16 protein-coding genes are annotated in these 18,270 nt (G+C 40.2%); 6 read left to right on the plus strand and 10 right to left on the minus strand.

Translation table 11 applies throughout. The features are described from left to right. The first annotated feature begins 47 nt into the window (after nt 1-47). The 3 genes from KJB35_RS02040 to KJB35_RS02050 all read left to right on the plus strand — a co-directional run bounded on the left by KJB35_RS02040 (nt 48) and on the right by KJB35_RS02050 (nt 2,769). The gene (locus KJB35_RS02040) at nt 48-1,196 is read left to right on the plus strand and encodes an iron-containing alcohol dehydrogenase (protein WP_285469204.1); all 1,149 of its coding nucleotides are present in this window, start codon (nt 48-50) and stop codon (nt 1,194-1,196) included. Nucleotides 1,197-1,315: 119 nt separating this feature from the next. Continuing rightward, nucleotides 1,316-2,092, plus strand: coding sequence for a peptidyl-tRNA hydrolase (locus KJB35_RS02045; RefSeq protein ID WP_285469205.1), 777 nt, complete (start codon nt 1,316-1,318; stop codon nt 2,090-2,092). A gap of 5 nt (nt 2,093-2,097) precedes the next feature. After that, entirely contained in the window at nt 2,098-2,769 is a 672-nt protein-coding gene (locus tag KJB35_RS02050) for a potassium channel family protein (protein ID WP_285469206.1), read from the plus strand. On the opposite strand, the gene KJB35_RS02055 is transcribed toward KJB35_RS02050, so the two are convergent. Continuing rightward, nucleotides 2,750-3,043: a hypothetical protein gene (locus tag KJB35_RS02055; protein WP_285469207.1), complete on the minus strand. Its 294-nt coding sequence runs from the start codon at nt 3,041-3,043 to the stop codon at nt 2,750-2,752. The genes KJB35_RS02050 and KJB35_RS02055 overlap by 20 nt on opposite strands. Before the next feature lie 92 nt (nt 3,044-3,135). On the opposite strand from KJB35_RS02055, the gene KJB35_RS02060 reads away from it, so the two are divergent. Then, on the plus strand, nt 3,136-4,638 hold the full coding sequence (locus tag KJB35_RS02060) for a hypothetical protein (protein WP_285469208.1): 1,503 nt from the start codon (nt 3,136-3,138) through the stop codon (nt 4,636-4,638). A 39-nt stretch (nt 4,639-4,677) separates the two neighbouring features. Here KJB35_RS02060 and lepB read toward each other — a convergent pair whose 3' ends face one another. The 3 genes from lepB to KJB35_RS02075 form a co-directional block, all read right to left on the minus strand. After that, entirely contained in the window at nt 4,678-5,427 is a 750-nt protein-coding gene (gene lepB / locus KJB35_RS02065) for a signal peptidase I (protein ID WP_285469209.1), read from the minus strand. 70 nt (nt 5,428-5,497) lie between these two features. Next, complete coding sequence (locus tag KJB35_RS02070) at nt 5,498-7,465, minus strand: BRCT domain-containing protein (RefSeq protein ID WP_285469210.1); 1,968 nt, start codon at nt 7,463-7,465, stop codon at nt 5,498-5,500. Between the two features lie 110 nt (nt 7,466-7,575). Next, nucleotides 7,576-7,764, minus strand: a complete 189-nt coding sequence (locus KJB35_RS02075; RefSeq protein ID WP_285469211.1) for a hypothetical protein — start codon at nt 7,762-7,764, stop codon at nt 7,576-7,578. 188 nt (nt 7,765-7,952) lie between these two features. Here KJB35_RS02075 and KJB35_RS02080 point away from each other — a divergent pair, with 188 nt between their 5' ends. Further along, nucleotides 7,953-9,260 (plus strand): LysM peptidoglycan-binding domain-containing protein, encoded by a 1,308-nt coding sequence (locus KJB35_RS02080; protein ID WP_285469212.1) that lies wholly within the window; start codon nt 7,953-7,955, stop codon nt 9,258-9,260. A 58-nt stretch (nt 9,261-9,318) separates the two neighbouring features. On the opposite strand, the gene KJB35_RS02085 is transcribed toward KJB35_RS02080, so the two are convergent. From KJB35_RS02085 to pncB, 6 genes are all read right to left on the minus strand, one after another. Continuing rightward, the gene (locus tag KJB35_RS02085; RefSeq protein WP_285469213.1) at nt 9,319-9,894 is read right to left on the minus strand and encodes a hypothetical protein; all 576 of its coding nucleotides are present in this window, start codon (nt 9,892-9,894) and stop codon (nt 9,319-9,321) included. Nucleotides 9,895-10,001: 107 nt separating this feature from the next. Then, entirely contained in the window at nt 10,002-12,257 is a 2,256-nt protein-coding gene (locus KJB35_RS02090) for a hypothetical protein (RefSeq protein ID WP_285469214.1), read from the minus strand. Nucleotides 12,258-12,335: 78 nt separating this feature from the next. Next, nucleotides 12,336-13,799, minus strand: coding sequence for a hypothetical protein (locus KJB35_RS02095; protein ID WP_285469215.1), 1,464 nt, complete (start codon nt 13,797-13,799; stop codon nt 12,336-12,338). A 67-nt stretch (nt 13,800-13,866) separates the two neighbouring features. Further along, complete coding sequence (locus tag KJB35_RS02100) at nt 13,867-15,000, minus strand: hypothetical protein (protein WP_285469216.1); 1,134 nt, start codon at nt 14,998-15,000, stop codon at nt 13,867-13,869. A 139-nt stretch (nt 15,001-15,139) separates the two neighbouring features. Beyond that, nucleotides 15,140-15,958 (minus strand): ammonia-dependent NAD(+) synthetase, encoded by an 819-nt coding sequence (gene nadE / locus KJB35_RS02105; RefSeq protein WP_285469247.1) that lies wholly within the window; start codon nt 15,956-15,958, stop codon nt 15,140-15,142. Between the two features lie 17 nt (nt 15,959-15,975). Beyond that, on the minus strand, nt 15,976-17,274 hold the full coding sequence (gene pncB, locus KJB35_RS02110) for a nicotinate phosphoribosyltransferase (protein ID WP_285469217.1): 1,299 nt from the start codon (nt 17,272-17,274) through the stop codon (nt 15,976-15,978). 159 nt (nt 17,275-17,433) lie between these two features. Between pncB and KJB35_RS02115 the strand changes: the two genes are divergently transcribed. Continuing rightward, nucleotides 17,434-18,123 carry a hypothetical protein gene (locus KJB35_RS02115; protein ID WP_285469218.1) on the plus strand — a complete coding sequence of 230 codons (690 nt, stop codon included), beginning with the start codon at nt 17,434-17,436 and terminating at the stop codon, nt 18,121-18,123. The last annotated feature ends 147 nt before the right edge of the window (nt 18,124-18,270 follow it).

Raw genomic sequence — 18,270 nt, forward strand, 5'->3', positions numbered from 1 at the left:
TGCATTTGTAATATTTTTATAAGAAAAAACAAACAAGGAGACCATTAATGTCATCAACTTTCTATCTACCTACAACTAACATCATCGGTGAGAATGCTCTAGAGGAATCCATAGAACAAATCAGCTCACTAGGATTTAAGAAAATACTAATAATCACCGATAAGCCCATAGTCTCTCTTGGTTTTGCAGACTTAGTTAAAAGTTTGCTGAGCAACAAAGGGATTGAGACCTTTGTTTATTCAGGTGTTCAACCTAACCCGACTGTAGAGAATGCAGAAGAGGGGCTGGCTTTGATTAAGAAATATGAATGTGATGCTGTTATTAGTCTAGGAGGGGGTTCGCCTCACGATGCTGCAAAGGCAAGTTGCCTACTTGCTACGAACGGCGGCACAATACATGATTACGAAGGGGTTAACCGCTCAAAATACCCACAACTACCACTGATAGCTATTAATACTACAGCAGGAACTGCTAGTGAGATAACTCGTTTCTGTATCGTAACTGATCCTGAAAGGCATATTAAAATGGCTATTGTTGATGTAAATGTTACACCTACGATGAGTGTAAATGACCCATTCCTTATGAAGAAGATGCCAAATTCTTTAACTGCCGCGACGGGGCTTGATGCACTGACACACGCAGTTGAAGCATTAGTGAGCACCGCCTCCACGCATGTTACGGATGCATGTGCTGAAAAGGCTATTCATCTAATCTCCACACACTTAAGAAGCGCAGTTAAGGATGGTGACGACATGGTAGCGCGTGATGGTATGGCAAATGCCCAATTGCTTGCGGGTATGGCATTTAACTCGGCTTCACTAGGTTATGTCCATGCTCTTGCACATCAGCTGGGTGGGCTTCTTGATTTACCTCACGGTGTTTGTAATGCCGTTCTGCTACCTCACGTCCAAAGATTTAACTCCAAGGTTGCTGCTGGTAAATTAGCCATTGTGGCTCGTGAATTTGGTATTGATGTGAGCAACATGTCTCAAGATGAAGCGGCAAAGAAAGCCATAGAAGAGATGGTTTCTCTAGCTAAAGATGTGAATATCCCTTCAGGACTGTCAGAGTTGGGTGTGAGGTTCGAACATCTAGATAAGCTAGCTGATAACGCCTTGAAAGATGCTTGCGGCTTTACAAATCCGATTAAAGCAACGCATGAAGAGTTAGTATCTATTTTAAAATCTGCAATGTAGATAGATTATCGGATACCAATCAAGCCTCCACTTCGTGGGGGCTTTTTGGTGTTTATTTGCTTGAACTTTTATTAGGTCAAATGTTAAAACTTTTGAAAAGAAAACTTTGGAGATAATTAATGAATTCCAGTGAATGTAGCGCAACTCAAGTCAGTATCTATGTTGCTAACGATATTGGTATGGGGTTAGGGAAGGTTATAGCTCAAGCCGCTCATGCATATACAAAAGCTTACTTAGATCGTTGTCAGGTAGTTGAGAGTTCTGATGACTACGTGTTACTTAAGGCTACTGATGTTTTAAACAAAGAGCTCAATAGCAAAGGGTTCACTATCCCTAAGTTGGTTTTTTGTCCTGCTGATTTCTTGCCTGAAGAAGATGAGGTGGTCAGCTGTATTGTTGACTCTGGGCGAACAGTATTTGGTGAACCAACCAAAACATGCAGTGTTTCAACAACAAAATTAGGCACGCGAGTGGATGAGGGTGAGCGTTTGAGGTTTAACGTTGGCTCTATACCTTACAAACAAGCCTTCTTCATCAATAGAAAAGCTGTGGCTGAAGCCGAGTTCGATGAACATGATGTCATTACAACGATGGCTTACTTGAGTGCTAGCTTTGTGTTTGGTGATTACGACTACGAAACTGGGGAGTTAAAAATCCTAAAATCCAGTCCTCTATATATTTGGTTGACTAGCGCGTTCGGGAAAACGGTCGTTGGTACTAAAAAGCCAACAAAATTCAGTGCATTGATAGAGCAGTTGGATTCTGATGGTGTTACCAATTCAGTGGCAGTTTCAAATGGGCAGGTTTGGGGGGTATGTACAGATGTATTACCTTCTGATCTTATTCACAAGTACACAAAGTTCAAAACATTCAATCTACTTGAATCTATAAAATAGGGATAATGCAACGAGTTACTGCTAGAGACAAAAGATACCTTAAAGACATTAAATTTAAGCTAAAGATAGTTGCAGTCGCACATGTGATTTGCTTCTTGCTTGTCATACCTCTGTATCATTATGAGGTCGCTCATTCAGAGTCGCAAATAAAAACGATGTGGGATGCTATCTATCTTGCTTCTGTAACGATCGCAACTATCGGGTACGGAGATATTGTACCAGTTACGCCACAAGGGAAGTTTATAGTTGTTTTGGTTTGGTTCATGACTCGTATGGCGATGGTCGCGGTTATCTTTGTTGCTGCATCGAGGATTCTTTTAGGTCGCAGCAACGACCTTACTAAAGATGAACGGCTTTACCTAGTTGAGCAAGAATTGAAAAGAGTACATGCGCTTGTTGCCGATTCTGGAAAAGAACTATCAATACACATAAAAGAGTTGAGATCGGATAAAGCACAGAGAAGAAAATTTTTCGCGTCTAGTTTTACCTCGCTGAAAGATGTAGCTTCATGCTGTGCTTGTAAGGTCTCTGTGGTTGAATGCTGCTTTTCTGTAAAAGATTTAGGTGGAGTTCAGCAAAGTGACCTTTATCTTGTTTATTCTTCTGCAAAAAGAAACGGAATTAGGATCATTAAATTTAAAGACAAGGAAATAGACCTTAACACCGAAATCGAATAGAACTTGATTTTTTAGGTTCAATTGAAGATTTGATTTCGGATTCAATCATTCTTACTGGTGGGTGAACGATACTACTTTTGCTCACCAAACTTTCTTGTTTAGATGTTACCGTTACCTCTTCGCCTTTGTTCGCTTCTTGTTCCCTTAATTGTTTTAACTCTTCAAGAGTCTTTAGTAATCCACTAGTGGGTTGTTTTGATTTGTTATCCTCAATCTTCTTATTTGGAGTTGCGAGGTTTAGGGCATTTGCCAATCTGACATCAAATCTATCCATTACTTTCTATTAAATATATGAAATAGAACTATATTTTTCATGCCTTCAGACTAAAAGAAATATCTCAAATAATTCATAATTAAATAAAAAGAATGAGATTATCGAAATTTATTCCAATCCCTTTAGGCTTACTTGTTGTTGGTTGCGGTGGCGGCGAGCCAAGTGATCTGCCAGACAGCATGAAAGTGTATACGGCGATTAATGGCTATCTACATGGCGCAAGAGCATGTCTGGTTTCTAAAGAAGATATCAAGAAGTCCGGTGACGAAGGGGTAAACTGTCACGACGTTGATGGTGAAAGAAGCAAGGTTACTGTAGAGGGTTTTGTCGCTTTTGATAAAAAGGACTTAAGACCATACTTGCTTGTTGATGTAGAGCCTGAATTTGTTATAGATAAAGGGCAGGTTGGTTACGCTAAACATAAATATCAATTAATCACAGAGGCTGGTGGTGATGTTGCGTCGCCTTTCTCAACCTTAGCTTTTTTGTTGAATGGAAGTTTGAAAGAGGTCGCGACGATCTCAGGATTAAGTGAGGAACTTTTAAATTCAGATTACGTAAAACGTGCTAGTGAGGGCGATTATAACGCGATACGAGCTCAAGCATTAGGCCGCAGTTTGGTAAGGGAGTTGCCTGCAAAGGTCACCAATAGTGAGAAGAATCCTCAAAAGTACAGAAAATTAATCGATGCTTTGGTTCAGGAGTCATACAAATTTAACGAGGATGAACTTAAAAAGATCGAGTTTACCGTTAAGTGGGTTAATGACGAAGTTTCTGTGATCGGTTATCAAGAATTAGCCATCAATCTGGCTGAACGACTAAAAGCGGAGCGAGAAGGATGGGTTGTGCATGATGAGCAAAAGTTGAAGCACACTAACCGAATGACATTTTCTGAGGATTTAGTAGAAATAGAAAAGATCACCGACAGCTCAGTTAGTGTCGATTCATACTCTGTTGATAAAGATGGTAATTTGGTCTTTGGCAAGGATATGGTTGAAAGATTCTTTTACTCGACTTCTGATCTTATGTTTAGTGATACTGTTGTTCCGACTCACGGAATGGGTAGTATGTCGACAGCAAAAGTTTGGTTAACACATAAAGCCAAGCTGGACTCTGAGAGGCTAGATGTAGATAAAAGTTGGGCTTCGGGAAAAACATACCATCTTGTAGCTTTAAATCCGTCAGAAGGAGGGCAGGGGTATCCTGTGCATTACAAAATGTCTTTTGGGCAAACATTCGTTGAAGAAGTTCAAGGTGTATACCCGTTAGAAACTTGCTTATATCAGCAATCTCAAGGTAATGGGTTGTCGTGGGATGATCATCACGACACAAAACCAAAGACTTTAAAATTCGAAGCTAGGTTTGACTGTGCTGATAAGGATTTCAGAGATGAGGTCATTACCAAGAAGATGAGAATTGTGTTTAACAGTGGAAGTTCATTAAATCTGTCTCCGATGTCTTTTGTGTTTAATGATAACAATCTAACTGTTATGCAGGGTGACAATGGTAGGTTGTATCTGTTTGCCGACTCCTACGACGTTGCAGCTAACCTCAGATGGAGGTGGTCTAGAGAGCATACAAAGGAAGAGCTTTGATATATAAATGGAGCCTCATATTGGCTCCATTTTTTCTAGCTAAATACCGTCTGAAAGCACTTTAATAAGGGCACCAAAAATGGAGCGATAACCATTCCTGCCAACACAAGACACATCACTAGGTAAGTAATCCGTTGTTTCATAAAGAGGGCAGCCAACGCGGTTAAGTCTTAGTGAGCTTAGTTCATTGGTGTTCCACATTATTGTTTCGAATTTCCCTTTTACTTTTGAAAGGTCTGCGTAACCAAACCTCAGAGAGCGGGAATCCATACTATGATCTCTGTTGTCGCCAACAACGAACACCTTTCCCTCTGGAACAACCCACTCTCCGTTTCTCAAATCGTTAGAATTACCATCTTTCAATAACATGTTGTATTGAACGTAATAGCTGACGTCGGCTATTTTTTCTTTCAAAACCATCATGTTGTCTTGAGTGTCCACAATACCCTGAGTTAGCTTGACGCCGTTTAAGTACAAGATGCCTTGTTTCATTTCAATGTGATCTCTTGGCAATCCAATAAGGCGTTTTGCTACTCCATGCTCCTGACCATCAGTTGTGTGGTTAAAGGATATGATATCTCCACGGCGGAGGTTTTGAATGATTTCTTGAGGTTCTTCACCATAGGCAAACTGGTTGATGAGGCCAAAATCACCAACTTTAATGGTTGGTGTCATGCTCATTGAGAAAGACACACCAGAGTAAGGGACAAACATTAGTTTCCAACAAAGAAACAATGAGCAGATTGTAGCAAAGCCTACCCAAGACTGTTTATTGGTTAATTTGATCAATGTATTAGCCTCTACTTTAGGTATAAAAAATGATGGAGATGTTACTCCATCAATATCAAAATGTCTTTATTCAGTCACTTAGTTGATTCAAATCCGACCTAACCAAGTTCAAATACTCATCTTCACTGATGATTTTTACTCCATTTTCCTTAGCGCTATTTGTTTTGTTTGCACCGACATTATTGCCAGCAACAAGAAGGTCGGTCTTGCTGGACACTGATTTACTTACTTTTGCACCAAGGCTCTTGGCTTCCTTTTCCATGTTAGATCGCTTGTCGTGCAACATCGTTCCCGTAAACACAATCGTTTTGCCTGCGATAGGGCTAGATTGCATAGTCGCGACACCTTTTGGTGTCGTAGAAAGGGAGAAGCCTAATTTGTGCACATTAAAGAACTCATCTTTTACACGGTTTAGGCTTCCAATGATGACAGGTGAGCCCTTTTCTCCAAAACCGTCAAGCTCTACCATCTTCTCAAGTGATAGATTGAAAACTTCTTCAAGAGAGAACACTTTCATAAGCTTCTCACTGTTGCCAAGCCCTAAGCGAGACACGCCAAATGCAGCTAAGAACCGCCAGTCTTCAATCTGAGTGGAGCGACTAGTGTGCAAAGCGTCCTCAAGGTTTTTGGATACTTTTTCACCAAACCCAAAGCTCATGAAGTCAGTTTGTGTAAGGGCATACACTTTTGAAATGGTATTAACACCATTCTGAACCAGTTTTTGTACAGTTTTATCTCCGAAGCCCTCGTTATTATTGAGGGTCTTAAAGAAGTGCAGTAGTGTATTCTCAATCTGCGCTGGGCAGGACATCTTGTTTAGACAGTACAGGCTGTCCTCATCCCAAGCTAGCGTGGAAGAGCAGCTAGGGCATTCTGTTGGGATTTCAGGGTCTACCGATGAAATTACGCTGTTAATGGTAGGGATCACAAGTCCACTTCGTACAACCTCAAGAATAGCACCTTTGCCGATTCCATTTTCTAACACATTTTTGTAATGATGAGCTGTTGCTCGTGTTAGGGTTGCTCCACTAATTTTAGTTGGGACAAGCTCGACTACGGGTGTAATACGTCCTGTACGCGCACACTGCGGGGTAACCGCTAGCGATTCAACGTGCTCAGCATCTTCATTGATTTTGAATGCGATTTGCCAACGATGGAACTTTCGAGTTGCACCCAGTTTCTCTTTAATTTCTGGAGATGTTGCCTCCAGAATAACCCCGTCAACGTCGTAAGGAACGCTATTCCAAATCTCATCGACGATTTTACGGAAGTTCGCCATTAGCTCTGTATGTAAACCAGTCCAACTGTCAAGCAAAGCAAATGGATAGAAAACACAGGCTTTATCATCAATAGCCTTTTGCACTAAAGGATTGATGTTTTTAGGTGCAATTACCGCAGACTGAATGTTACGTGTGTTTTCAAAGTGTTCTTTAAGATATTTGTCGTAGTAATCCCGATGTGTCACAATTTCACCCGCGCCCAGACCTCTTGAACCATCCTTGGCAATAGTGAGTCCACGTTCGAATGCGCGTGAAATATCCTGTCCTTTAGCGCCATCACCGCGAGTATATAGTAATTTAGCATCGTCATAAGATGCGAAGCCATCAAGCTTTGGTGTTACACGGATTTCAACTGCGTCAGGGTTTAAGCCTAAAGATTTTGAAGCTTTAAGAATTTTCTTAAGCCATTTTTTGATTTCATCTTCAGAGTAAGCCTTGTCAGTAGACAGCATTTTCTGTGGCAACTTAACTTTTTTACCCAAATTCATCACTTCCTCTTCTACAGAGGTTACGTAAGGATGGTCGGGGTTGTTAAGGGCAAAAATCATATTGAAGTCATCGTATTGCTGACTTTCCATGATTGGGTATCCAGAGCGGTAACATGCGTTAGCGATTTTCAAAAACGCTAATTGATCTTCATTTGTTAGCTTTGAGAAGCTGAAGTTAATGATCGTGTTTTTGATTAAGTCGAGGTCTAGTTTGACCTCAAATTCACTGATAATTTCTAGTTGTTCACCGGAGAAGGTTAATTCCGTCATTATTTACTACCGAGTAATTAAAATTTAATTCATAACGGAATTATAATGAAATATAGGTAGCGGTCAAGTGTTTTTAAAAACAAACCCGCTCCTAATGGAGCGGGTGTGGGTTAGAGGTTTGTGGCATAAAGAGTCTCAAACTCAAGCTCTTCGAAAAGCTTAGGTTCTGGTTCGAACTGCGCCGCCGCAGTTGGATTTTCGTATGCTTCTGCCTCTAGTGCATAGTCCATTCCCATGGGAATGAGAGATACAAATGATAAGACTAATAGACCAACTCTCGCTTTTACAAGTGCACTCATGTTTTCTCCAAATTGTACTTTACTTCTACCAATCGAGAAACAACCACGAATCTCGATAAAATACCCATATACTGAATGTTAAGGAACCACCCTTTACTTTCATTTATGGAGTGCGTGGCAGTATAGGTAAGTAAGGTTTGGAAATCAATGGTTTTTTAAAACAATAATTAATAAACTTTAAGTAAACGATGTCTGTTAATTTAAGAAACAAGCATAATTACAAATACTTGATGCTACGTGAAGTGGTTAAAGAAAAGGGTTTATTTCAGGAGTTTAGTGAGAGCCTTGTCGATAAATTCAAAGCCCAATCTAAAACTGAAGATTTCGGAGACTATGTTGGTTTCTTTGCATTTAAGGGAGATAAGCTAGAAACCTTCTTAAGAGAAAATGGTCGGTGGGATGAGTTAGATCAGAAGTGTAAGTCATTAATATCGAGCGAACACCTAGAGAATTTGGTAATTTCAGAAGACCCATCATTTAAGTCTCTTAGGTGGAAAAATAAGACTCAGGCGAATGATAGAAGAATTGAAAAGGCTGCATATCTAGCAGTAACCCCCCTAACAAGAGCTCTGATGAAACTAAGACAGAAGCCCGAAGGCAAGATGAATACGAGTGCACAGAGAGCTCTAGTAGAGGCATTGGGGTATTCAAAATTGTCTAGCGGTGCTTGGGTGCCAATTGCTCGTGGGATGGATAGAGCACTTATGAAGCCTGTTGGTGGCAAAATAAATCAGGTTGTAAAAAATGGCGGCGTTATTGAGATGGCAGCTGAAGTCTCTGGAGCCGTTGAAAAAGTGGCAAAAAGACACGCACTGCCATTGGCTGAACCATTAAAGGCTGCTCTTCTGAAAGTTAAAGAGGGTGTTAAAGCTGCTGCAATGTGCGCTGTTATAGCATTTAGTACAGGCGCAGACTTGGTTGATAGTAATTTCGTTGATTACAGCACGAAGTTGGGATCTAGCTTTATGAGTATTGAGACTGGAGCGTCAGACCTTTCTTCATTAGGCAGTGGTTTTGAGGTAATTTACGGACATGAATTGTCTCAAGGTTATTCGGCGGATCTTACTGACTCAGATCTAACTCAAATTGATTCTGACTTGGTAGATGACTACAGGGTGAATGTAGATTTACCATCCTTCAGCGAAAAATTGAAGAATGAGGTAGTTAAACATCCTGCTACTCAGTACACGGTTAAAACAGGTGACAATATGTGGACTTTAGCGGAGCAAGTGACACAAGACCTTGTCTCGGGATTTGATGTTCTTATAGATGATTCAGGTAACCCATCAGAATCTACAGTGCTTGTAAATGAGATTCATAAGATGATGATTGAAGCTAACAACTTGGATAACCCTGATCTGATTTTTGAAGGTCAAAAAATAGAGGTTGGGAGTGAGATTGCTAAGTTGCTAAACGATTCCATTGATGAACGTATTAATTTTGTAGCTGAAAATCTTAGGCCAACACAAACCCCTTCACTAAAAATGTCTATTTAGAGATAGATCAATTAAAAAAGGATGACCCAATTAGTCATCCTTTTTTATTTGCTAGCTGCTAACCGAAACAGAGCATTGATTTTGCTTTCTCCGCTTGTAGCTTAAACTTAGAAAGTTCTTTGGCGCTTCTTGTTCTTTCTATTTCTTTAACTCGCTTAACCAGTATGTAGTCAGGTTTATAGTCATAACACTCAGTTGCTGCTTTTGCATACACATAATCAAACCCACGATTCTTCAACTTCCCTTTTGAATATGGATCAGCCCCATTTAGAACCAAAGCCATAGTTTGAACTCCAAGGGGATAGGCGCTTTTAGCAGATGCTTTTAGCCAGTTAAAGGCAGAGTTAAGTGTTGCTTTGTCACCATTCGCATTTGCAAGATAATAATATCCAAGCGCCCACTGTGCGCTGCCACTACCACCTTCCGCCCCGATAGTTAAGATTTCAACATCATGATTTGATAGTTTGCGCGGAGATTCAAGGATATGGTTGATGCCACCGACAATCTGAATAGCGCGACTGTAACTTCCGCGTTCTAGATTTGCAAATGACGGATTAGAGTGCAAGTTCCCTTTGAAAAAGGAGTTGTAGGCAAAAAGACCGATAACACCAAAAATTAATAAGTATTTTTTCATTAAACCACCTCAATAGAGCTTTAATGCTACCATTGTTGTGCTCATTGTCAATCAAATAAAAAACCTCCAGAGGGTTTGGAGGTTTTATTCGGCATGAAGTGATTGTGCTACATTTTCATTCGTTGACTTGGTTTTGTAGGCTCCGAAGATTGAATGCTTTGGTCTGGAGCTTTGTTCCAGTTGTTTTGTTCAACTAGGCTTAGCTCGCTTCTCAATGAGTTCATAAAGACTTCCTCTTCGGGTTTGACCTCTTCGATAATTGAGTAAACCTTCTCTTCACCAATTGCGTCAACAATGAGTTGCGCAGAAATGCTTAGCTCATCAGGATTATACTCACCACCATTTTCGGTAATATTGTCAGCAAGCGATCTTATTCCCATGGATTTCTCAGAGTGAGTTAGATCAGTTCCGTGAGTCATGCTTATTGCTTGATGAAGTTCTTTCCTTATATCTTCACTAAAGTTATCACCTAACGCCTCAACTAAAGGTTGTATCTCTAGTTGAGATGTCGATGTGTTTTCAGCAATTATCTGAGCGACGCGTTCTTCTCCTAACTTGTCAACGATGTCTTTTCCAAAAGCCCCCATACTTTCAAGATCCATTTTTCCAGTATCGCTGTTAATTGAGTTTAATACTTGGCTAATAGCGAACTGTTTTCTGTGGTTCTCTGCATCGTAAAGAGATGATAGTTCAGACCGTATGTCTCCTTTGTCTATTTCAAGCACTTCTTTTGTGTAAGTTGTGTCGGGATTGATTCCGGTCTCTGTGCAAATAGGCTCATGTGAGCTGTTATTGCAAATGTCGTCTAATTTATAATCTTGCATTGAGTTTGTTTGATACTCAAAGTCACTTGGAATACCAGTTTTTAGCACATGGTCAAGATTGCCCGTGTTTTCAGTCTGATTAACGATCTCAATAAGGTCTTGAACGCTTGACACCTTAGGTGCAGCAAAAGTCTGACCAATTTGAACTCTTGATACATCCATTTCTGGGTTCATGATCTTAACTTGCTCGATATAAGCCCTTATCATTCGATTTTTGTCTTGCGGGTTTTCGAATTCAAAACCTGCGCCATCAATTAGCTTACTAACATCTGATGTAAGGTCTTTCCCATGTATCTCAGTAAACATAGCCTCTATTGAGTGTGAAGGCGTCATGTCAGATGAAGGTGCTTCTGTAGGTGATACCTTATCAGTTAGATCTTGTGAAGGTGAATTAGAGTTAGCTGGGTACTCAGTTCTGGGTTCCGATAAAGACGTATCTGATGTTACATTGTCAAAAGTCTCAGTTTGTGGCTCTGTGCTATCGAACTCCATCACGTCAAGGTCTAGAGGGTTGTCCCCTGACAAACCAAGGTCACTACTTACAGAGTCTGTCATTGAGCTTGTATGGGTTGAGGCAAAATCACTTACGTCCTCGATAATACTCTTTGCAAAATCAATTGGTTCTGGTGCTATCTGTTGAAACGCATCAACTAGTTTATTTACGTGGCCGATCATTTCTGGCTCGTTAGTTATGAACGCAATTGCTCCACCAATTACTCCAGAAACAATAACTCGTGTTGCAATAGGGTGCTTTTCCATTGCCCTTGATAAAAAACTAGCCTTCTTAAAGCGTCCGCTTGTTGCTGATTGTAAGCGCTCTGATATTTTCTGGGTAAGTCCAGTTTTTGTGGCAATCTTTGCGACTAAAGGTACAGCAACCATGGTAATTATCGAACCTGTTGCAGCTCCCATCGCAACTTTTAACATTATGCTAGGAATCTGAGAACCAACATCAGAGCTTTCGATAGCGTCAGATGCGAAGCTGTATCCAAATTGACCAATTTGAGAACCAAGTGCTCCCGCTGTGCATAGTGCAACTGTAGATAGCATCTTTTTACCAACGGTAGTTTTTCCTAAAGATGATATCTTTTCAATATTTTGGCGGATTGACCCCGGAGAATAAGCTGATGGCAGTGTTCTTGGGAATGGTTCAGCCCCAAAGTGGTTTGCTATAGAGTCTCCAAACTGTGGGCTGTCTAGTTCCTTCATTAGCTTTTTAGATTCATACATATGCATGTTAGAAATAAAAGCTGGTAGTTCGTATTCAACTTTTAATGAAGGGGAGTTGTCGATGTACTCGTTAAGAAAACCATCGTTTTCAGCTCTTAGGGCATAGTTTACGATGTGCGATATGCCTTCGATTTCATTGATTTCTTCAGGCTTTTTCTTGTGGTCTTTAAATACTCGATCCATGAATTCATCTTGAATCCTATCATCTTCTTCCATTTTTTTTAGGATGAAGTTGAGTCTATCAAGAGCTTCAAGTTGCTTCAGAACTTTCTGGTCAATTGAGCGTTGTGGTGTAGTGGAGTTTGACATCGTTTGTTTTAATTAAATTATACAAAAAAACGATGCATTAGAACAAAATTTAAAAAGGCACCAAATGGTGCCTTTGATTTAGATATGGAGGAGGTTGATATGAATGTTGCCGATGAGTGAGGTAACGTTCATAGACATCGCAACAATCCAACTATAGAACAGCCCAAATTCAGGTGATGTCGCATCCTCTAAGAGCTCCAAGTTTGTAAGGAAGAATGGATCGGTATTGATTGCATTTGTCATGTATATCGGTAAAACAACAACCGACGCAAAAATAGATACTTTTACCACATTTGCACTGAACCGCTTCTCTCCAAGGTAAACCATTTCAAAGAACAAGCTATACGCTAATGAGCAAAAGTTAAGTGTTAAGAAGACCAAAGAAAAGCTGATAGCAAGCAGAGGGATCACACTCAACTTGAATACCATGTTTAGCGTTTTTTCTGACTCTTTGCCGTTTTTATACAGTTTTGCCAAATTAGTAGGGACTGATATTTGGTACTTATCCACGAACTGTTCTTTAGTAAGGTTCCTTAAAAATCCCTCTGATGTATAAAATAGCTCGACATCATTCGCCAGTTTTTTTTGAAAACCTTTAGTACGAAAAAGTTCATGTTTGTTTTCAATTTCTCCAGAAACAACAATGCCCGTTTTATCTTTGTAAACACGAGAGGTTTCACTTGGGATGGTGGTGGCTTTATGGTGCTTCATAAAGTGGTAAACAAACCCGATTCTATCGTTAATTTTCCAATTTCTAGGTAGTGAGAACCCTGCTTCAGCCTTTACTCGTTCACGGATTTTACTCATGACTTCATCATTTGAGGTTCTTCTTATGTATCTAGGTAAGTTTTTGTACTCTGAAAGAACTCTTTCATATGCATCACTTGCGTTACGGTTTACCTCTTTCTCTACTTCCTTTTTTATCTCAAAGTAACCATTTAATGCTTGGCTGACAGCAAGGTTGGCTTTTTTATACTTTTGATAGTAGAAGTTGCTATTTGCATTGAAATCATTTTGGAATACTTTGTGGGCAATTCTTTGAGCTGTTGCTTCATTTCTAGTGCCGCGATTAAACATAGAATGAAATCCGTATGTTCCCCAGAAAGCAGTCTCGACATAGCTAGGAACGCCCACACCGCTAAATCTAGCTTTATACAAGTCATATGCGCCAGAGGTTGCTGCTCTATGGAAGGTGTATCCGTTATATACCTGCTCTTTGATGTACAAGGGGGTGTATAACTCTAGAAGCGAAACTGCTTCTTCTTGAGCTTTGTACACACCGCCAAATGCAATAAGACTAAGAAGAGATGCGTAACGCCATTTTCTCTCTAGCTTACTATGAGCAACGGCTTGACATACCAGAATGGCTGCACCAACGCCTGATAGAATACGTCCAACCTTATCCATATCTTCTAAGGTGTGGATTGTGTCATTCCTTACAGCCTCAAGAAGGCTAATTGCAAAGCTTGATTCAAAATACAGATAAATGATGCTTAGGATGGTAAAAAACCACCACTTACGGTCAATATAATGCCAGAACATAATTCCCTTAAATAAAAGAGCCCAGTAAAAAACTGGGCACACATTGGCTTTTACATGCGAAAGCTAATTACAGCGCGGTCTTCTTACGAGCAGCGGCGTTGTAAAGCTCAATAGATGCTTTTTCGATGTCATCTTTACCAGAAAATGCACGGCCTCTAGAATTGAGGAAGTGTTTTGAGACCGATTTTTCGCGCAAGTTTAGGTTAATAGCGAAGATTCTCTCAAATGCATCAATGGTGCTCACATTTTGGAGTTGTACAAGGTCAATTGCTGCACGGAAAACAGCTGTTAGACCAATAGGTTTGAATACTAGAGAGTGCTGACTGTCTTCGCGTAACTTATGGATCTCTTTGTTGTCCTTCTTAACCAGTTGGATGGCTTTTTGTTGTGAAAACTCAAACCATAGATCATCAGCAAGTTGCTTTAGATCATCAATGGATAAAGAAGGGTTTTGTTCCATCATGTATTGATGGATACCTTCAATACACTTCTTAGTTGTAATGGCAAGCGACCGCTCAGGAAGCGAGTTACTCTTGGTATTTACCAAGAGCTTACCTGTCCCGTCTGATTCCTTTTCAGTTTCAGAGCGAAGCATGTCTGTCTCAAGAATGAAGTTTGTAATCTCAGTTAATGGACTAACCAAGAAATCTTGCATCTGGTTTTCTGCAAACTGGCGATTCATATATCTGTAGGCGACATTAGACGCTTCGTCGAATTTGTTTTGAACTAGAGTAAGAGTTAAAACTGACTCCATTACTTGATCATAACAAGGAGAGCCTTTGTAGTTTTGGCTAAGTTCGTAAAGCGCATAAAGCTGCTGAATAGATGAGATAGCAACCAGATCATCGGTGTCGCGAGAGATGCTTAATGTACCAACAGAATCACCCTCGATTGTAGAAATCTCCGTGAACTTAACGTCATTCTCATTAAACAGTGCAACAGTTGGCTCTAGAAGAGGTAACGACTTGTTCGCTAGAAAAGATGCAAGTTCGAGACGCTGCTCAATGGCGCGTTTGTTAGAGCTCTGGCCTTCATGTTGGATTTCATCATTGTCCGACCACTTGTCTTTAGCTGGAGCTCTTAGAAGTTCGATGATGTCTTTAACTTTTACGTTAACAACATAACCATCTAGATAGTCATCGCCACCAACGAATTTAGTTTTTGTGGCTAATGCTGTAATTTCCGTTTGTGTGGATGGCATGATTAAACCTATTTAGTGTTATCAATTTACAATACACATACTAACGGGATATGGGTGAAAGTCAATAGTTTTTAAAAAATATAAAAAGCAGGGAGCTTAGTCCCTGCTTAGGTTGACAAATTGAGGTAATTAAGTGTTTTTAAGAACAGTAGCTTGTAGGTAAACGACGCTTAAATCGGGTAGTGTTGAATCGATGCTCAATGACTTCTGCATCTTTGATTGAAACGTCCTTCCCTTCAAGGTAGTCATCAATTGCATTGTATGAAACACCTAGCGCGTCTTCGTCTAGTAGGTGTTCTTGGTTGTCTTCAAGATCTGCTGTTGCTAGTTTCTGTGACAGGTGAGCCGGAGCCCCTAAGAAAGATGCAATGCTGCGTACTTGTCGCTTGTTTAGTTTGCTAAGGGGCATAACGTCACAGGCACCATCGCCGTGAATGGTATAGAATCCCGTCACAGCTTCAGCGCTATGATCTGTGCCTATTACAAGTCCATCAGCAATGTTGGCAATATAGTATTGAGCAATCATTCGCTCGCGAGCTTTTATGTTCCCCTTTGCAAAGTCCAATTGCGCTTCAGTTGCAGGGAACAATTCAGTGATGTTTGATGAGTTCTGAAGCTCATCGGTAGCAGACTTTATGTTGACTACAGAAACAACGTCGGCGTTAATGAATTCGATAGCGCTTTGAGCGTCATCTTCATCTTTTTGAATTCCGTAAGGAAGGCGAACGGCAACAAATTTACATGGGTAGCCTTCATCTTTTAGTTCGTTTACTGCAAGTTGAGCTAAGCGTGCAGCTACTGTTGAATCAACGCCGCCGCTGACACCTAGGACGTAGACTTTTCGCTTACTAGATTGCAAGTAAGTCTTTAGAAAATCGATACGACCACGCACTTCCTCTTCGGGATTAAAACTTTCCATGGGCTTTACGCCAAGTTCCTTTAAGATTTCTTGTTTAATTGTTTTCATAATTCCTCCTATGAATTTTCAACCATATCGAACACTTTGTTCATGTCCACGCTCAAGCCAAAACGAGTCATTAAGTTGGCTAAATGGAACGGACATTCACAAATGCTCTTAACTGGTTCATCAGAAATTTTAGCCACTGGATTACCGTTTACTTGAACTAGTTTCATTACCATGCTTAGAGGCGAATATTTGATGCCATTTTCTTCGTATCCATCAAGGTCATTAGACAGGAATGTTCCGATGCCAAAAACAATCTGAGCTCGGCCTTGAAAGTGTTCAAGGATTTCAATTGCTTTGTCGAAGTTAAGTCCGTCTGTGAACACTAGTTTTTTTGTATTTGGGTCAATTCCAAGGCTTTTGTAGTGTTCAATACACTTCTCGCCCCATTCGAACGGACAGCCGCTATCATGTCGAAGTCCTGCGAAACGATTTGCTAAACCATAATTGAATTCTTTTAAGAATGCATCTGTTGTAATTGAATCAGTAAGAGCAATCCCAAGATTTCCTTCGAAAACTTCATCCCACACCTCAAGCGAAGTTTTAAGGTGAGTAGGAAGTGGACTTAGAACCTGAAATGCTTGGAAGTATTCATGGGCAACCGTACCGTGGTAAGGGACGTTTTGTTCAATAGCCATGTGGTAATTACTAGTGCCAATGAAGCTGTTTGGCAACTCACGGTTAAGCATCATAATTGCGTCGTTTTGAAGGTGGTATGAAGCGCGGCGACGTGTGCCAAATTCCATGAACTTAAAGTCATTCTCAAGACCTTTTTCTGCAAGCGAGCTTTTTAGTTTTGAAATCTTATTCATTAATACTTCACGGAATTTCATGTGCGGTAGGTTAGGGAACATACGGCGATTTCTAACTTCAGAAATAATCGCAAGAACAAAGATTTCATACCAAATTACTTGGAACCACGAGCCTTTTGCTCGGATCTGAAGGCGACCTTTATCATCGATAAAAACGCGAACCTGTTGATCTGGGAATAATCGTAGTGTGCGTAGTTGGTCGACAAAAGCTGCCTTTAAGAAAGGCACTTTAGTGTGGAAGAATCGAATCTCACTGTCAGTAAAGCTTAATCGCTCCAATTTCATGATTTCGTCTTTTATTTCAGCAATGTGTGGTGTTAGATCTTCTTTTGTTCTGTTAACGAATTTGTACTCTACTATTGTGCTTGGAAACTTCTCCCACGCTACAGCTGCCATGTGGAGTTTGTATGCGTCAATGTCAGCGAATGATTGTATTACAGTGTCTCGGAAGACTTTGTTGAATGCTGTTTTAGCGATTCTTTTTGTTGGTGTATTCATGTGTTTACCTAATTTGTCAATTTGCTTGTCTAATTACAATGTAAGTATCCACATTAAATTAGTCAAGCTGCTTTCCTAATTATTTTTCAATTAGTAAAGCTTCTTGACTAATTGTTGGGGGCGTTATAGTATTTAACTAAACGGCACGAGGATTTGAATATGATTGCTACATTGGATTTTGCCCTATTTAGACTTGGTGAGAACAACTCACCAGAGGTCTTGGTTATGAAAAGAACAGATAAAGACAAGCCATTCTTTGGTGAGTATGCACTTGTAGGTGGTTTTATCTTCGAAGAAGAGTTCTTTGAAGGGCAGAAGGTAGATGAAGATGACCAACAAGCAACAGATAGAATCTTGCTAGAGAAGGCTGGCTTCATTCCATGCTTCATCATTCCATGCGGTCGTAAAGGGTCAAAAGACCGCGATCCACGAGGGTGGTCAATGACTTTTATTCACTCTTGCCCTGTATCACAAGAGTCTACTAAACACCTTGATTCGGAAGGAAACTATAAGTGGGTTAGTGTTAGTGATGTTACAGAAGGTAAGTTTCCTCTAATCTCAGATCATGCAATTCTGACAGATATCGCGTGGTCTCAACTTAAACGAACATCTTCGTACACTTCAGCACCACTTTATATGCTACCTAAAGATTTTACAGTTAAGGAAGTGATCGCTGCATATAAGACACTTGGGATTAGCATTACAAAAGCTGGCGTCTTGACTCGTTTTGTAGAGACAGGGATTATTGATAAAACTGGTGAGAAGGTAAGTGGGAAGGGCGTGGGTAAGCCTGCTCAATATTACAGAATATCAGGAACGGAGCCGACCTATTTCAGTCGTGCAATATAGAATCGATAACAGAAAAAGCCAAGAAGAATTCTTGGCTTTTTAGTCTTCTGGTGGGGCTGAAATCTTGAAAGTGTGGCATTATTGCTGTAGAGTTCAACCCTAATAAACCGAAATAATTTATCAAATTTCATAATCATCAATGAAATT

Origin of the sequence: Vibrio sp. D431a (assembly GCF_030248655.1) — a bacterium.
GTDB lineage: Bacteria > Pseudomonadota > Gammaproteobacteria > Enterobacterales > Vibrionaceae > Vibrio > Vibrio alginolyticus.

Excerpts from the sequence above, each read along its gene's own strand:
- KJB35_RS02040 (WP_285469204.1), top strand. The coding sequence starts at position 48 with ATGTCATCAACTTTCTATCTACCTACAACTAACATCATCGGTGAGAAT.
- KJB35_RS02045 (WP_285469205.1), top strand. The coding sequence starts at position 1,316 with ATGAATTCCAGTGAATGTAGCGCAACTCAAGTCAGTATCTATGTTGCT.
- KJB35_RS02050 (WP_285469206.1), top strand. The coding sequence starts at position 2,098 with ATGCAACGAGTTACTGCTAGAGACAAAAGATACCTTAAAGACATTAAA.
- KJB35_RS02055 (WP_285469207.1), bottom strand. The coding sequence starts at position 3,043 with ATGGATAGATTTGATGTCAGATTGGCAAATGCCCTAAACCTCGCAACT.
- KJB35_RS02060 (WP_285469208.1), top strand. The coding sequence starts at position 3,136 with ATGAGATTATCGAAATTTATTCCAATCCCTTTAGGCTTACTTGTTGTT.
- KJB35_RS02070 (WP_285469210.1), bottom strand. The coding sequence starts at position 7,465 with ATGACGGAATTAACCTTCTCCGGTGAACAACTAGAAATTATCAGTGAA.
- KJB35_RS02075 (WP_285469211.1), bottom strand. The coding sequence starts at position 7,764 with ATGAGTGCACTTGTAAAAGCGAGAGTTGGTCTATTAGTCTTATCATTT.
- KJB35_RS02080 (WP_285469212.1), top strand. The coding sequence starts at position 7,953 with ATGTCTGTTAATTTAAGAAACAAGCATAATTACAAATACTTGATGCTA.
- KJB35_RS02085 (WP_285469213.1), bottom strand. The coding sequence starts at position 9,894 with ATGAAAAAATACTTATTAATTTTTGGTGTTATCGGTCTTTTTGCCTAC.
- KJB35_RS02090 (WP_285469214.1), bottom strand. The coding sequence starts at position 12,257 with ATGTCAAACTCCACTACACCACAACGCTCAATTGACCAGAAAGTTCTG.
- KJB35_RS02095 (WP_285469215.1), bottom strand. The coding sequence starts at position 13,799 with ATGTTCTGGCATTATATTGACCGTAAGTGGTGGTTTTTTACCATCCTA.
- KJB35_RS02100 (WP_285469216.1), bottom strand. The coding sequence starts at position 15,000 with ATGCCATCCACACAAACGGAAATTACAGCATTAGCCACAAAAACTAAA.
- pncB (WP_285469217.1), bottom strand. The coding sequence starts at position 17,274 with ATGAATACACCAACAAAAAGAATCGCTAAAACAGCATTCAACAAAGTC.
- KJB35_RS02115 (WP_285469218.1), top strand. The coding sequence starts at position 17,434 with ATGATTGCTACATTGGATTTTGCCCTATTTAGACTTGGTGAGAACAAC.